The following is a 15,652-nucleotide window of genomic DNA, read 5'->3' as shown; positions in this document are numbered from 1 at the left end:
TTCTCAGTTTTCACTTACATATTGGTAAGCACCAATATCTGGATTTTGAGTTCTTTCAGTTCCTAAAATATCCATGGGGACCTGCGTGGAAAAATTGATGTCCGCTTTATTGATTGCAGAAGAATTTCTCCCAATCTGAAACTGATTCTCGGTGGGGTTTAAAAAATCCGGTTCTTCGTTTAGTATAATATTTTCGTATAGGTCAATATTTTCAAAATCAAATAGTGGATTATTTTCATTGCCGTCATTAGAGTCTTGGTATTGCAGTATGCAATTCTTGAACTTGAAGTTAAATTCTGCCTGGGTATCTTGCACCAACTCCAATTCTATAGGCAAATTACCAGCAATGATACAATTTGCAAAATCAGCATTTTCTAGATTTTCCGTGCCTGTTTCACCTGTTGGGAATTCTATACCATTGTCTAGACGAAGTGTGGCACCGCTCCTTGGTCCATTTCTCCAATAATTTGCCATCGTACAATGAATAAAGCTATATTTCCCGCCGAGTTCTCCGTAGAAGGAATAATCCTTTGCATTCCCCACAACAACGTTTTCAGCCATAAGATTGGCAGTTGTGGCCCAAATGTTAATATTGGAGCTATTATAGATTTGAGAATTTTTAAGTGTTAGGGTAGGGGCTTCAAGAATTTCATCTCCTTCTATTCGAAGTCCTACTGTCGCATTTTTAATGGTGAGATAGTTTATTTCATTATTTATACTGCCCGCCCTCAACCAAACTGTACCCCATTGTCCTGGTTGTTGTGCGTAGGACGATTCTAAACGGTCCCCTTCGAATATAATTTCATTTTCAAGCAATTCTTGATCTTCACTTAAAAGTCCATTTATGAGCAAAGATGCTTCATTTTCCACCAAAAGTCCGGAATCATTGTGAAAATGGACGCGCGCCCCAGCCTCTATGGTAAGAGTATTGTTTTCCGGTATGGCTGCATATCCATAAATTACATAGGGCTTTTCATTGGTAAAAAGCAATTCATCTGAATCAAGAAAAAAACCATCTACCCGAATTTCATCTCCGTTTTCGTCAGAGCCTAAAACAAGTGTTTCATTTGTGCCATCTGAAAATTTTCTAGGGTACAGAAAAACGGCGTCCTTGACCAAGGTCACCAACTGTACTTTTTGTGTATTGGAACCACTCCCAAAAACTATTGCATCTGTGTACAAAAACTCGTTCTCGGATGTTTGTCCTAGATTAAAAGTAGTTTCAATAAAGACAAAGAGACTGTCCTTGGCAAGTAGCGGAACATCTACAAATTCCTTTCCTGCCAGGCCATCAACATTTAAACGGTAACCACTTTCCTGTCCATTTTCCAATCCAATTGAAGGAATATAAAGATCATTGTTGCTCCTGTTGTAAACTTTTAAAGTATAGGTGCTGCTCCCAATGGTTGTAAAAATTGTATCAAGAAAAACGGTGTCCTTGGAAAATTCCAGATTCCCTGTGCTAGCGTTATATTCAAAGTCCTTACGGCATGAGCCCAATGAAGCTAAAAGGACAACTCCAAAAAAAGTTGGAATCAAGTATATATACCAGCGGCTCACTGTTTTGTAAATAGGGTTATAATGGATTCGGGAACACGTTTTGGGCGTAGGGTTTCTACATCTAAAAGACACCATTCTGTAAGGGCATTGACCAAAATTTGTCCGGACTTATTGCTCTTTATCTCCACCGCGCGTACAGAAATAGGTCCTTTTGTATCTTTTATATAGGTGTTGACCTTTATTTCATCATCCAGTACTGCGGATTTGTAATATTCTATAGTATGTTTTTTTACCACCCAGACCATAGTGTCCCTAATGGTTTCATCGGTAAGGTGGAACCAATGTTGTTTTGATATTTCTTGAATCCATTCCACATATCTTATATTGTTTACGTGCTTAAGTTCATCAAGGTCCTGCCGAGTAACTTTAAAAATTTTACTATACTCCAGCATTAGTCCTTTTTACGGATTTTGACCTCAAAAAGCTTGTCCCAATTCTTGCCCGTAACAAAAAAAGTTCCTCTTTCTTTATGATAGGCGACGCCATTGAGCACGGAATTGCCTTCGTCCCAGTTAGACCCTCTGCCAACTTTACTCTTTAATCCACCAAAATTTATTACGCCTTCAATGGCACCAGAAGTAGCATCTATAATCATCATGCTTTCTTTTTGGTAGACGTTGGCATATAATTTTCCGTCTACGTATTCAAGTTCGTTAGCCATATTAAAAATGGATTTGTTCGTCACGGTCTCAATATATCCCTTTTCTTGAAGCGTTGATGGTTCCAGAAACCATATTTTTTCGGTACCATCGCTTTTATAGATTTTTTCTCCATCATTACAGAGGCCCCAGCCTTCCCTACTTTCACCGTAGCTAAAATTTTTGATTTTTTCCAAATTCGAAGGATTATAAATGTACCCGATTCCACTTTGCCATGTGAGTTGGTAGAGTTTATCATTGAGTAGGGTAATACCTTCTCCAAACACGGTTTTATCCAAATTCACCTTTTGAATAACCTCCCCGGTCTCAAAATTTACCTTTCTTATTGTTGATGCACCTTTCTTTCCAGTACCTTCATAAAGAATATCGCCTTCAAACTCTAAACCTTGGGTGTATGCGCCAGGGTCGTGGGGATATGTGTTTATAATTTCATAAGTGTAGATTTCCGGTGGGGCAGCTGCCAACAGTTTTATCTTTTTTTGTATTTCAATGGATTGCTCTTCAAAGTCGATTTTGGCAGTAAGCACCTTATTGCCAAGTGTTTTTACATCAAATTTGATTTTTCCGTTATTGACCGGCATTAGTTGCCCATCCAATGTGTATTCTACATTTTCAATTGTGAAGTTCTTTTTATTTTTTATTGCAACACCAACATCTTGGCCTTGTTGAAACTTATTTTTATTGTCCTCCAGTTGAATCTCAAAAAATTTGCTGGGGTCATTTTCTCCTCCGCACCCCATGAATAAAACAAATAAGCCAAAAATTGAAAAAAGCTTGATCATGGTTTTTGTAATAGATATCATTTTTAAAATCTTACTTCCATCGAAATTAAGAATGTAATATGATTGCAGCAAATTTAAAAGGGTCGTATATTTGTATTTGGCAAGTCCTACACGACCAGCTCCTACAGAATCCCCCAGGGCGGGAACGCAGCAAGGGTATGTGGTCGTAGCGGTGCGATGTAGGTAGCTTGCCTTTTTTTGTGCCTTAAATTCCCATGATTGCTTACCTTTCAGCAGTAATTGTAAACATTAAGAATGGATAAACAGGTTGTCTTGATTACGGGTGGATCTTCGGGCATTGGTAAATCCATCGGAACATATTTGGCAGAGAAGGGCTATACAGTCTATGGAACTGCAAGAAATCCACAGAATTATTCAGATTTTAATGCTTTTATACTCATACAGTTGGATGTAAAGTCTGCTGAAAGCATTCAAAAAGCAGTTTCGGAAGTAATTTCAAAAGAAGGGAAAATCAGTATCCTTATCAACAACGCAGGGGTTGGTATTACAGGTCCTGTTGAGGAAACCCCACACGAAGAAATCTTGAACGTTTTTGATATTAATTTTCACGGCCCCGTGAACATGATGAAAGCTGTGTTGCCGCATATGCGAGAGCAGGGCAGGGGCACGATTATAAATGTAACTTCGATAGCAGGATATATGGGATTGCCGTACCGTGGCTTCTATTCGGCGACAAAGGGAGCTTTGGGCCTGATTACGGAAGCACTACGTATGGAAACAAAGGATTTTGGAATTACAATTACAAATGTTGCCCCAGGGGATTTTGCAACAAATATTGCTGCGGGGAGATACCATTCACCAATTTCCGGGCAATCCCATTATCAAGAAAAATACTCAAAAACCCTAAAGTCCATAAATGAGGACGTGGATAGTGCCGACGATCCAGTAAAGGTCGCACGGAAAGTATATAAAATAATAAACCAAGAAAGTCCAAAAATCCATAATCCAGTGGGTTCTTTTTTACAAAAATTTTCGCTTGGCCTGAAGAAGATTTTACCTGATAAAGTCTACGAAAAGCTATTGCTGAACCATTATAAATTGTAGTTTTATAACTACTTATCTTAATAACGAAAATCTAAAATATAGCGGATGAAATTTTTTATTGACACGGCAAATCTGGACCAAATATCAGAGGCGCAACAACTAGGGGTTTTGGACGGTGTTACCACCAACCCATCATTAATGGCAAAAGAAGGAATAACCGGTAAAGACAATATTCTTAAACATTACATGGATATCTGTGAAATTGTGGATGGCGATGTTTCTGCAGAAGTTGTGGCCACGGATTTTGACGGAATGGTAAAAGAGGGTGAAGAATTAGCAGCGCTGCATTCCCAAATAGTTGTAAAAGTTCCTATGATAAAGGATGGGGTCAAAGCATTAAAATACTTTTACGATAAAGGAATTAAAACCAATTGTACATTGGTTTTCTCACCTGGTCAAGCATTGTTGGCCGCAAAAGCGGGCGCAACATACGTATCCCCATTTTTAGGGCGCTTGGACGATATATCTACAGATGGTCTTAACCTTATTGCAGAAATACGCTTGATCTATGACAATTATGGATTTGAAACGCAAATTTTAGCGGCTTCGATACGTCATACCATGCACGTAATAGACTGTGCTAAGATAGGTGCCGATGTTATGACAGGACCTCTATCTTCAATTGATGGACTTTTGAAGCATCCTTTGACAGACATAGGACTTGAAAAATTCTTGGCAGACTACAAAAAAGGGAACAGTTGATTTGAACAATCAATTGAAATTTAAAAGCTCTGGACTTAAAACTTCAGAGCTTTTTTATTAAAAAGAAGTATAAAGATTGGCAAAAGCGTCAACAATCAAGGTATCCTCTGTAATAACACATTTATTAAGGCCGTCGATGATCATGGTTGTCTGTATTTCTTTAAAATCGTAACCATGGAATTGATTTTCTTTGTTGAGTTTGTGTTCTTCTATGATGCTGACCCATTGTGGGAAACTTGTCTTTAAGTTGATTCCGACGAAATTATACTCGGGAAATTTCTTTTCTAGATTCGATACGTGTTTTATAACATTTTTAAAATGTCTCTTTTGTGAGGCTGTCCAGAAATAAAAAACTGTTTTTTTGTTTTTGCTGATTTCATTTAAAGAAACCTTTTCATTGGCTGTATTGGTGAGAATCAGATTGGGCAATTTACTCTTAGGTTGGAGGTTTTTGATTCCTTTGTAAACATCGGCAATCTCTTCTTTATGGGTCTCATTCGTCGAAAGCGCTTCAAACTTGTTAAGGAATATTTGGCTCTCTTCATCAGAGCTATGCTCTTTAAGTAGATAATCCATTGCTATGTTTCTAAAAAGAATATCCCTGAGCTCAGGTTCTTTAACCAGGCTGTCCACCAATTTAAGTTTGTGTTTGTTAAAATGCAGATGACTGCTAACTGCTTTTTTTGACGCACCACAATCTTTCATGCAGGTCACATAGGACAAATTGCCAAAGTGGTACTTCATAAAATCAAAGTAAGGTCTAAAATAGGCAAGATCTTTACTATTAAGGTCTATTAGATTTCTGTGGGCATAAAAAAGATCGTCCAAGTCATGGATCGTTTCTTCGCCGGTTTTCTTTTTATGATAGAAAGGGTATTTTTCTTTATGAATGAAACTATTGTAATCGATGGCGGCCTTTCCCATGACCAATACTTTTTCTGATAGTTCATTATCGCCCACAAGCTCTTCGAACGATTCAATTTTTTGAAGACGCAAAGAATCAATTTTTCTATTGAAATCTTCGGGATTGAGATTATAGTAATTATATATTAAAGGCTCTTCCTTCTCATAGGCCAAATACATCTCCAAAAGAAAATTATTGATTTCACTACCTTTCCCAGAAAACACTAGGGACTCATCAAATTCCATAGTATTGAGCCGAACAACAAGGCTATCACCTTCTTGGAGATACAAATATTGAAGTTCTGGGCTATGGTCAAAATGATAAAGGCCATCTTGAATACTATTCAAATCAAAAGAAAAGCGATTTTCGTCATCAAGTTTTACAGAATCTATATAACTGTCGTTCCTGTACAGCACAATGTATTCGCTGGTAGGATTTACGATCTCTCCGCCAAAATATATAGATGAATGTTCTCTTGATTTTTTAGAACACGATAAAATTGATAAAAAGAAGAGGCAAAGTAAAAATCTTATCATAAAAAAGTACTGCCTTAGTTTGGTCACAAAATTAAGAATACCAGAAAGCCATCTTTGTTAATAGCTAGTTAAAAGTTGTAAATCCCTGTTATTGTGTAGTTTAATAGAGGGTTCTTAAATTAGTTTTAAGAGATGGTTTTAGCTATTTTTGCAAAAAAAATACAGCTGTATGTTATCAGTCTCTAACTTATCGGTTCAGTTTGGCAAAAGAATCTTGTTCGATGAAGTAAATGTAACGTTCACTCACGGAAACTGTTACGGTATTATCGGTGCCAATGGCGCTGGAAAATCAACATTTCTTAGAATTCTATCAGGACAAATAGACCCAACCTCAGGAAATGTTCACTTGGAGCCAGGGAAAAGGATGTCCATTTTAGAGCAAAATCATAATGCCTACGACGATATACCTGTTTTGGAAACCGTTGTAATGGGCAATAAGCCCTTGTTTGGAATAAAGAAAGAAATAGATGCACTTTATGCCGATTACACGGATGAGAATGCTGAAAAAATAGGGGAGTTGCAAGTGCAGTTTGAGGAAATGAACGGATGGAACGCAGATAGTGATGCCGCCGCACTATTATCAAACCTAGGAATTTCAGAAGAGTTGCACTACACTAAAATGGCGGACATAGATTCCAAACTAAAGGTGAGAGTACTTTTGGCCCAGTCCCTATTTGGCAACCCGGATGTTTTGATCATGGACGAACCTACCAACGATTTGGATTACGATACTATCAATTGGTTAGAGAATTTCTTGGCCAATTACGATAATACCGTTATTGTTGTTTCTCACGATAGGCACTTTCTGGATGCGGTATGTACCCATATCGCGGATATAGATTTTGGCAAGATCAATCTGTTTTCCGGGAATTACACATTTTGGTACGAAAGTAGCCAGTTGGCAGCACGCCAGCGTGCACAACAAAATAAAAAGTCTGAGGAAAAAGCGAAAGAACTGCAAGAATTTATACTACGGTTCAGTGCCAATGTTGCAAAAAGTAAACAAGCAACATCACGAAAAAAAATGTTGGATAAACTTAAAATTGAAGATATAAAACCTTCAAGCAGAAGGTATCCTGCTATAATATTTGATCGTGAACGTGAGGCAGGTGACCAAATCCTGAATATTGATAAACTTTCCGCTATTTCAGATGATGGGGAACTGTTGTTTCAAGATATTAATATCAATCTTTCAAAAGGTGATAAAGTAGCGATTATATCCAAAGACTCAAGGGCGACTACGGCTTTTTATGACATTATAAATGGAAAGGTGGATCCGCACAGTGGCACATACCAATGGGGCGTAACAACGACTCATTCATATCTACCTGTAGATAATACATCTTATTTTGAAGATAATATAAATTTGGTCGATTGGCTCCGTCAATGGACAAAGACTGAAGAGGAACGAGAAGAAGTATATGTGCGAGGATTTTTGGGAAAAATGTTGTTTAGTGGTGAAGAAGCCCTAAAAAAGTGTACCGTGCTCTCGGGTGGAGAAAAAGTACGTTGTATGCTAAGTAGAATGATGCTTCTACGCGCCAATGTACTGCTGCTGGATGAACCTACAAACCATTTGGACCTAGAAAGCATTACGGCGTTCAATAATTCCTTGAAAAATTTCAAAGGTACAATACTGCTGACCACGCACGACCATGAGTTTGTAAATACGGTAGCCAATAGAATCATAGAGCTTACTCCAAAAGGTACTATTGACCGCTATCTTTCTTTTGATGACTACATGTCTGATAAATCAATCAAGGCGCAACGCGAAAAAATGTATGCTATGGCTACCGTTTAATCATTAAGCATTAAAATATTTACTGTTCCAAATAGCTGGATTAAAATTTTTGCCCAGTGCAAATCCGTAAAAAATAACTACGGAAGCAATACACTTGAACATAAAAAAGTAGATGATCCAGAATTCTGCAGTGGAATTTTCTTTTGAAAATAAGCCCTCTGGAATTATCAATGTAGCAAAATAGCTTATCAGAAATACAAATAAGGACAAATTAACAATGCTCTTAAATGGCCAGACCAACAATTTACGAAACGGATGCAAGTCATTGCCCCATTTATGGATCAGATAAAAATACCCATTGCCAATTGGTGCAAAAAGCAAAGGATCATCTTTATCCTCTAACTTAAAAAGTTTGGAAGGGGCCATTATTTTGAATCCTTTAATTTCTAAATCATGGACGGATTCCAATTCCTTGATTTTGGTAATGGCACTTTGCGGAATTTTACCCTTAAAATATCTGCTATCCAAAAAACGGAGTCTATAATTTATGCAGATATCCTTTATCTGGTCTAAATGGTAGATTCTGTCGGTCTCTAAAAGATTAAAATCAAAATCATTATTGTGGATTTTTTTTTTGGTCTTGAGGTTTTCTTTAATGGTAGAGTCTTTAGCGTTATCCTTTTCCAAAATTCGCTGTACCTCTTTTAAAACCTGTAACTCTTTGTTTGATTTTTTCTTGATGAGGTGGAGTTCCCTCTCAATGTCAGTGTTTTTAAATATCATAGTCTTTTTCTTAGCAATACTGTCAAAGTTAACAAATAGTACTTCGGATTACTATAACTATAAAATTCCAAAATGTTAACATTAAGTTAAAATACATTTCTTTCTTATAAAAAGATGAGTGTTCTTTGAAATTGATGTATCTTATCGACGTTTTTGGTATTTAATCGTAAATTACCTTTAAAAATTATAGAAATTCAAATTTAGCCCCAAATCATAGTATACTAATGAGACCTCCATTGAAGTATTTCTTATTTTTTCTTTTACTCTCTTTTTCATTTACAATCAACGCCCAAAGCAATGATTTATCAAAAGATAAATCCATTACCCAAAATACAAGTGAATCCGATCATCATAAAATTTTGATTGCTGCCGTTAAAGCTACAGAAATGGCCGAGATATTGGATTGTTCAGGTCCTTTTACAGTTTTTGCACCATCTGACGCTGCCTTTGAAAAATTTTCAAATACCAAGATTCAAGAATTAATGGATTCAGAAGATAAGTCTGAACTAAAATCTTTACTGATGTATCATATTGTTGCAGGTAACCTTACTGCATCCCATATCTTAAAAGCAATGTGCAGAGGTAGTGGTAAAGCGAGTTTTACTACAATTCAAGGAAAAAAATTAATAGCTCATATGGAAGGTTATGATATTGTTTTGACCGACCCCATTGGTAATACTGCGAGGATAACTGCTGCTGATGTTAATCAAAAAAATGGAATCATACATGAGATTGACAGTGTTATTCTACCAACTCGAATGTAATATCAGCGAAGTTCTGCTCCCAAATTTTCTTTATACTTGACCAATAGTTTGTTCATAATTTTATCTATCTGCTTATCGGTCAATGTTTTGTTCTCATCCATTAATGTAAAACTTACCGCATAGGATTTCTTCCCGTCAGGTAGTTTTTCACCTTTGTAAACATCAAACAAGTTTACATTTTTCAATAACTTCTTTTCTGTTTCCCACGCAAGATCATATACTTGTTGATATGATATATTTTCGTCTATTTGTAAAGCAAAATCACGGGAAACCCCTGGGAATTTGGGAATTTCTTTAAATGTTACATTTTTGGTTTCAATACTGTCCATAATAATATCCCAATCTAAATCAGCATAAAAAACATCTTGTTTTATATCGAATTGACTCAACATAGGTTTGCTGACAACTCCAAAAGTTCCAATATGTTTGCCATTATATTTACAAGCCAATCCCTCAGAATAAACTATATTGTTATTCGGCTCTACGTTAATGTCATGTAGGCCTAAACGTTTCATTATGGATTCTACAATTCCTTTTAAGTAGAAAAAATTGCTTTTCTCAGAAGATGACAACCAGTTACTCTTCACACGGTTTCCCGTAACAAAAATGGATAGGTGTTGTCTTTCATTATTTTTCGCTATTTCCTTGTGATAGGTCTTGCCGAACTCAAAAAGTTTTAAGTCGATTTTTTGTCTATTATTATTGTAGCTCACTGTTTGCAGACCTGAAAACAGCATGGACGTTCGGAGTGCCGATAAGTCAGCACTCAAAGGGTTAAGCATTTCAACCGTTTCCTTCTCATTATTTAAAATATTTTGGGTGTCGGCGGCTACAAGACTATTGGTCATAATCTCATAAAAACCTTGTGCTGCCAATACATTTCCAATGAGATTCTGAATCCTGTGGTTTTCAAATTTTGTGGTCTTTGCAATGGATGCCGTAAGTTTCTCTTTATAATCTATGTTATTATACCCATATACCCTTAAGATTTCTTCGATAACATCCACTTCGCGCTCAACATCCACACGATAAAAAGGGATGGTTAGCCCAAGCCCGGATTCTGTTACATTATTAACCTTAATTTCCAATGATGAAAGTATGGACTTGATAGAATCTCTGGGAATTTCTTGTCCTATTAAAGAATTGATTTTATCAAAAGTCAAGAAAACTTGTCGTTCACTAGGCTTTTTCGGATATAGGTCCACCACTTCAGAACTGATATCCCCACCCGCAATTTCTTTTATTAATAATGCGGCTCTTTTTAGCGCATATTCCGTTATATTGATGTCGATGCCCCTTTCAAATCTAAAAGATGCATCTGTATTTAAGCTATGTCTTTTTGCAGTCTTTCTAATGGAAACAGCATCAAAATACGCACTTTCCAAAAAGATGGAAGAAGTATGTTCCGTTACACCTGAGTGAATTCCGCCGAACACCCCTGCAATGCACATCGGCTTTTCACTATCACAGATCATGAGGTCATCTTCGTGGAGTTCTCGTTCTACATTGTCCAAGGTTTTAAACTTAGTTCCGGAAGGCAAGGTCTTGACCTCAATTTTGCCACCTTTTATCTTAGCAGCATCAAATGCATGTAAAGGCTGTCCCAAGTCATGTAGCACATAATTGGTGATATCGACAACATTATTGATTGGCGTAAGGCCAATGGCCTTCAATCTGTTCTTTAACCAGTGCGGGGATTCTTGTACTATAATATTACTTATGGTAACCCCACAATATCTTGGAGCCAGATTACTGTCCTCGACCTCAACATCTATTTTTAACGACCTATTGTCTATCGTAAAATTACTTGTTGATGGTGTCACTAATTGTTTTTGGATTTCTTGTTGTTCCAGACCTGCTTTTAGGTCTCTGGCAACACCAAAATGGCTCATGGCATCAGAACGGTTTGGTGTTAGGCCTATTTCGAACACCTCGTCGTTCTCAATTTCAAAAACTTCCGAGCAGGGTGTTCCGGGCTCTAAAATTTCACTTAGGACCATAATTCCATCGTGACCTTCGCCCAATCCTATTTCGTCTTCTGCGCAAATCATCCCCTGACTTTCTTCGCCCCTAATTTTTCCCTTCTTTATTTTCCAGGGTTCCCCGTTTTTAGTATATAATGTTGTCCCGATTGTTGCCACGGGAACTTTTTGGCCTACAGCCACATTTGGTGCTCCGCAAACAATTTGCAATGGGGACTCCGTTCCAATGTCTACTGTAGTCAATTTAAGCTTGTCTGCATTTGGATGCTTGTCACATGTAAGTACGTGTCCTATAACAATTCCCCGTAACGCTCCCTTAACAGATTCAAAGTTGGAGATGCCCTCGACCTCTAACCCCAAATTGGTAAGCAACTCTCCAGTTTTTTCTGCATTCCAGTCAATCTGCAAAAACTGCTTCAACCAGTTATAAGAAATCTTCATACCCCATATTTAAAGTCGACAAATATAAAACAATAGGGGAACAGATTCAATGTAAAATAATGCTTGCTGTAGTGTTATTATAAGTTTTGGGTCGTATTTTAGTTTTTTCGGAAGAATCTTTTAAAATATGAAAAGAATTTGGGTGTTTGTCATTTCTTTTACCTTGCTGTTGGCATCATGTGAAGAAGAGAAAAAAGATATTGCCACAGGTGACTGGTTGGCTAAGTTGGAAGTTTCCCCTACCGAAACATTACCTTTTAGTTTTTCAATTTCAAAAGGGGAGAACGAATCGTATATTATTGAAATGTACAATGCAGAAGAAGTTATACTTGTTGAGGAGATAGAAGTTTGGAACGATTCTATACATATTAAAATGCCGGTTTTTGAAGGGTATTTGTTGGGGACCTTCACGGAAAAAGAAATAAGCGGAAACTTTATAAAGGAAAGTTTGGATAGGATTGTACCGTTCAAAGCCAAATTTGGTAAAAAGGACAGGTTTAAAGTTTCATCATCAGCCATTACAAACATTTCCGGAATTTGGGAAGTTGATTTTGATGTTGAAACGGAAAATGAATACCCAGCAAAAGGAATTTTTAGGCAAGATGGCAATGATGTAGAAGGAACATTCAGAACAAAAACGGGAGATTACAGGTATTTGGAAGGTATTGTTACAGGAGATACCCTTAAACTCTCAACTTTTGATGGGGCACATGCTTTTTTGTTCATTGCTAAGATTTCGGATAGCACTTTACAAGGAAATTTCTATTCTGGGAACCATGCGGTTGAAAAATTTGTCGGTAAACGCAATGAAGCATTCGAATTGCCAGATGCCGATAGTCTTACTTTCTTGAAAGAAGGTTATGATAGATTTTACTTTTCCTTCCCCGACGAAACTGGTAAGACGGTCGCCCTTTCTGATTCAAGATTTGATAATAAAGTAGTTTTGGTTCAGATTATGGGAACTTGGTGTCCCAATTGTCTTGATGAAACAAAATTTTATATAGATTTTTTGGATAAAAACCCAGATTTGAACGTTGAATTTGTTGCATTGGCCTTTGAATATGCCAAAACTGAAGAAAAGTCTTGGGAGGGTATCAAAAGACTCAAAAATAAATTGGGAGTGGACTATCCTATTTTATTGGCACAATATGGAAGTTCAGATAAGCAGAAAGCAAATGAGAAATTACCAATGCTCAACCACGTGCTATCTTATCCAACTACCATTTATATTGGCAAACAGGGAAACGTAGAGAAAATACATACCGGATTTAACGGGCCTGCCACTGGGGAGAAACACGAAGCCTTTAAAAAAGAATTCAAAGAAACCATCAGAAAACTTAATGTTCAAAAAACTAAATAATAGTTGATTTCCCCAACCCTATGTTCTCGTCGTTCATATTGATGTCATCTTCACTATCGACAATATTGTGGGCTATAAAATCTCCAACTTGGCCTGTACCATATTGGCTCTTGGCATTTAAATCTGGAGTTACAACACTCTTTTCCAGGGATTTATCGACTGCTTCGCGGACTGCCATGGCTTCTTCAAAAAGGCCAAAATGTTCTAACAGCATGGCTGCAGAAAGAATAGAAGCTATTGGGTTGGCAATGTCTTTTCCCTTTGCTTGTGGGTAAGAACCGTGAATTGGCTCGAACAGTGCATTTTCATCCCCTACGGACGCAGAAGCCAATAATCCAATAGAACCACCAATGACACTGCCTTCATCGGAAATTATATCACCAAACATATTTTCGGTAAGGATAACATCAAATTGACGTGGATTTAGTATAATCTGCATAGCGGCATTATCAACAAAGAGAAAATCCAATACTACCTCTGGGTAACTTTCCCCAATTTTGGTCACTACTTTCCTCCACAACCTTGAAGATTCCAAAACGTTGGCCTTATCGACCAGTGTGAGCTTGTTCCGTCTATTTTTTGCAGCTTTAAAAGCCAAATGTGCTATTCGCGAAATTTCTTTTTCTGAATATTCACATAAATCAGAAGCAACGGTACCTTCGGCATTTATCTTTTTCTCGCCAAAATAGATTCCTCCGGTCAATTCCCGGTAGATGATAAAATCCGTTTTTGAGATAATATCTTTTTTTAATGGAGAATTGTGGATTAGTGATGGAAAAATCTTTACGGGCCTTATATTGGCAAAAAGTTCAAGCTCTTTTCGCAATCTTAACAATCCTTGCTCTGGTCTTATCTTAGCTTCTGGATCATTATCGTACTTTGGGTCTCCGATTGCACCAAATAAGACAGCATCCGCTTCTTTGCAAAGCTCAAGGGTTGTATTGGGAAGTGGATTTCTTTTTTTTTCTATGGCAATAGCGCCAACGAGAGCTTCTTTGTAAGTAAAGTTATGGTTAAAGGTTTCTTCGACCGCCTGCAAGCACTTTACTGCCTGCTCAAGTACTTCTGGTCCAATACCATCTCCCGGTAACAACGCTATCTTTAGATTCATGTAGTGGTAATTTGATTTGAAAGGATTGTCTAGGCCAAACTCTTGATGGAAACATCACTGGTTTCCATAATTTGATGAATATCATCATCCAAAATTTCTTTTTTGCGATCCGCGAATTCCAGAAAATTTTCATAGACAGCATCCAATTGTAACTTGGTAAGCTCGTAACCTATTCTTTTTGCTCGGTATGCCAATGCTGCACGGCCACTCCTTGCTGTTAAGACGATGGAAGATTCAGTAACGCCAACATCTGCCGGGTCTATTATCTCATAAGTTTCCCGCTGTTTGATCACCCCGTCTTGATGAATACCAGAGCTATGGGCAAACGCATTAGATCCAACAATTGCTTTATTGGGCTGTACGGGCATTCCCATTTTTTGGGAAACCATTCGGCTTGTATCAAATAAGAGTGTACTATTGATATTTGTGTCCAAATTGAGGTAGGGGTGTTGTTTTAAAATCATCACGACTTCTTCAAGAGAAGTGTTTCCCGCACGTTCTCCAATACCATTTATTGTGCACTCTATTTGTCTTGCGCCATGAACAACACCTGCAATTGAATTGGCCGTTGCCAAACCTAGGTCATTGTGACAGTGGCAGGAAAGAATAGCTTTATTTATACCTTTTACATTTTCTTTGAGATATTTCATTTTTGCTCCGTACTCTTCTGGCAAACAATACCCTGTGGTATCCGGAATATTGAGTACTGTTGCACCGGCTTTGATGACTGCCTCACAGATTTGAGCTAAAAATTCATTATCGGTACGCCCGGCATCCTCCGCATAGAACTCTACATCCTCAACAAATGATTTTGCATAGGAAACCGCATCAACGGCACGTTCTATAATTTTTTCCCGTGTAGTATTGAACTTATGCTTGATATGGGAGTCCGATGTGCCTATACCCGTATGTATTCTTGGTATTTTAGCAAATTTTATGGCTTCGGCAGCAACTTCAATGTCCTTCTTAACAGCACGGGTCAACCCACATACCGTAGCATTTTTCACCAATTTGGCAATTTCTTGTACAGATTTAAAATCACCGGGACTGGATATTGGAAAACCTGCTTCGATAACATCAACGCCCAGTTCATCCAAACGTTCGGCGATGATCAATTTTTGTTTTGTATCCAATTTACAGCCAGGAACTTGTTCTCCGTCCCTTAGTGTAGTATCAAAAATTTGTACCTTATCTTTATCCATTATTTTTGTCAGTTTTAGCTAAGCTACACGAAGATAGAGCAGCAGTTGGCAAGAACTATA

General features: G+C 37.5%; 13 protein-coding genes and 1 other RNA gene. 6 read left to right on the top strand and 8 right to left on the bottom strand.

Translation table 11 applies throughout. The features are described from left to right. Positions 1–3 precede the first annotated feature (3 nt). Genes HME9304_RS16545 through HME9304_RS16535 form a run of 3 tightly spaced genes read right to left on the bottom strand, consistent with a single transcriptional unit; the run spans position 4 to position 3,022 of the window. Positions 4–1,560, bottom strand: a complete 1,557-nt coding sequence (locus tag HME9304_RS16545) for a hypothetical protein (protein WP_239023333.1) — start codon at positions 1,558–1,560, stop codon at positions 4–6. Beyond that, a complete protein-coding gene (locus tag HME9304_RS16540) occupies positions 1,557–1,952 on the bottom strand; it encodes an acyl-CoA thioesterase (protein WP_112379631.1) in 396 nt (131 codons plus the stop codon). The genes HME9304_RS16545 and HME9304_RS16540 overlap by 4 nt, the downstream gene beginning before the upstream one ends. After that, positions 1,952–3,022 (bottom strand): glutaminyl-peptide cyclotransferase, encoded by a 1,071-nt coding sequence (locus HME9304_RS16535; protein WP_239023331.1) that lies wholly within the window; start codon positions 3,020–3,022, stop codon positions 1,952–1,954. The genes HME9304_RS16540 and HME9304_RS16535 overlap by 1 nt, the downstream gene beginning before the upstream one ends. Positions 3,023–3,099: 77 nt before the next feature. On the opposite strand from HME9304_RS16535, the gene ffs reads away from it, so the two are divergent. From ffs to fsa, 3 genes are all read left to right on the top strand, one after another. Then, positions 3,100–3,198, top strand: an RNA gene (gene ffs / locus HME9304_RS16530) — signal recognition particle sRNA small type. Positions 3,199–3,256: 58 nt separating this feature from the next. Continuing rightward, the gene (locus tag HME9304_RS16525; RefSeq protein WP_112379630.1) at positions 3,257–4,066 is read left to right on the top strand and encodes an SDR family oxidoreductase; all 810 of its coding nucleotides are present in this window, start codon (positions 3,257–3,259) and stop codon (positions 4,064–4,066) included. A gap of 45 nt (positions 4,067–4,111) precedes the next feature. Further along, the gene (gene fsa, locus HME9304_RS16520; RefSeq protein WP_112379629.1) at positions 4,112–4,768 is read left to right on the top strand and encodes a fructose-6-phosphate aldolase; all 657 of its coding nucleotides are present in this window, start codon (positions 4,112–4,114) and stop codon (positions 4,766–4,768) included. Positions 4,769–4,825: 57 nt separating this feature from the next. On the opposite strand, the gene HME9304_RS16515 is transcribed toward fsa, so the two are convergent. Continuing rightward, entirely contained in the window at positions 4,826–6,208 is a 1,383-nt protein-coding gene (locus HME9304_RS16515; RefSeq protein WP_112379628.1) for a TlpA family protein disulfide reductase, read from the bottom strand. A gap of 169 nt (positions 6,209–6,377) precedes the next feature. On the opposite strand from HME9304_RS16515, the gene HME9304_RS16510 reads away from it, so the two are divergent. After that, entirely contained in the window at positions 6,378–8,009 is a 1,632-nt protein-coding gene (locus HME9304_RS16510; RefSeq protein ID WP_112379627.1) for an ABC-F family ATP-binding cassette domain-containing protein, read from the top strand. Between the two features lie 3 nt (positions 8,010–8,012). Here the strand turns inward: HME9304_RS16510 and HME9304_RS16505 are convergent, their stop codons facing one another. Beyond that, positions 8,013–8,732, bottom strand: a complete 720-nt coding sequence (locus tag HME9304_RS16505; RefSeq protein ID WP_112379626.1) for a hypothetical protein — start codon at positions 8,730–8,732, stop codon at positions 8,013–8,015. Positions 8,733–8,956: 224 nt separating this feature from the next. Between HME9304_RS16505 and HME9304_RS16500 the strand changes: the two genes are divergently transcribed. After that, the gene (locus HME9304_RS16500) at positions 8,957–9,496 is read left to right on the top strand and encodes a fasciclin domain-containing protein (RefSeq protein ID WP_112379625.1); all 540 of its coding nucleotides are present in this window, start codon (positions 8,957–8,959) and stop codon (positions 9,494–9,496) included. Positions 9,497–9,498: 2 nt separating this feature from the next. Here the strand turns inward: HME9304_RS16500 and pheT are convergent, their stop codons facing one another. Next, positions 9,499–11,919, bottom strand: coding sequence for a phenylalanine--tRNA ligase subunit beta (gene pheT / locus HME9304_RS16495; RefSeq protein ID WP_112379624.1), 2,421 nt, complete (start codon positions 11,917–11,919; stop codon positions 9,499–9,501). A 127-nt stretch (positions 11,920–12,046) separates the two neighbouring features. Here pheT and HME9304_RS16490 point away from each other — a divergent pair, with 127 nt between their 5' ends. Then, positions 12,047–13,279, top strand: a complete 1,233-nt coding sequence (locus tag HME9304_RS16490) for a peroxiredoxin family protein (RefSeq protein WP_112379623.1) — start codon at positions 12,047–12,049, stop codon at positions 13,277–13,279. On the opposite strand, the gene leuB is transcribed toward HME9304_RS16490, so the two are convergent. Together leuB and HME9304_RS16480 are read right to left on the bottom strand one after the other, a co-directional pair. Then, positions 13,272–14,390 (bottom strand): 3-isopropylmalate dehydrogenase, encoded by a 1,119-nt coding sequence (leuB, locus tag HME9304_RS16485; RefSeq protein WP_112379622.1) that lies wholly within the window; start codon positions 14,388–14,390, stop codon positions 13,272–13,274. The genes HME9304_RS16490 and leuB overlap by 8 nt on opposite strands. A gap of 29 nt (positions 14,391–14,419) precedes the next feature. Further along, on the bottom strand, positions 14,420–15,592 hold the full coding sequence (locus HME9304_RS16480; RefSeq protein WP_112379621.1) for a 2-isopropylmalate synthase: 1,173 nt from the start codon (positions 15,590–15,592) through the stop codon (positions 14,420–14,422). Between the last annotated feature and the right edge of the window lie 60 nt (positions 15,593–15,652).

Origin of the sequence: Flagellimonas maritima (assembly GCF_003269425.1) — a bacterium.
Taxonomy (GTDB): Bacteria; Bacteroidota; Bacteroidia; order Flavobacteriales; family Flavobacteriaceae; genus Flagellimonas; species Flagellimonas maritima.
This window is presented reverse-complemented; position numbering and strand designations above follow the sequence as displayed.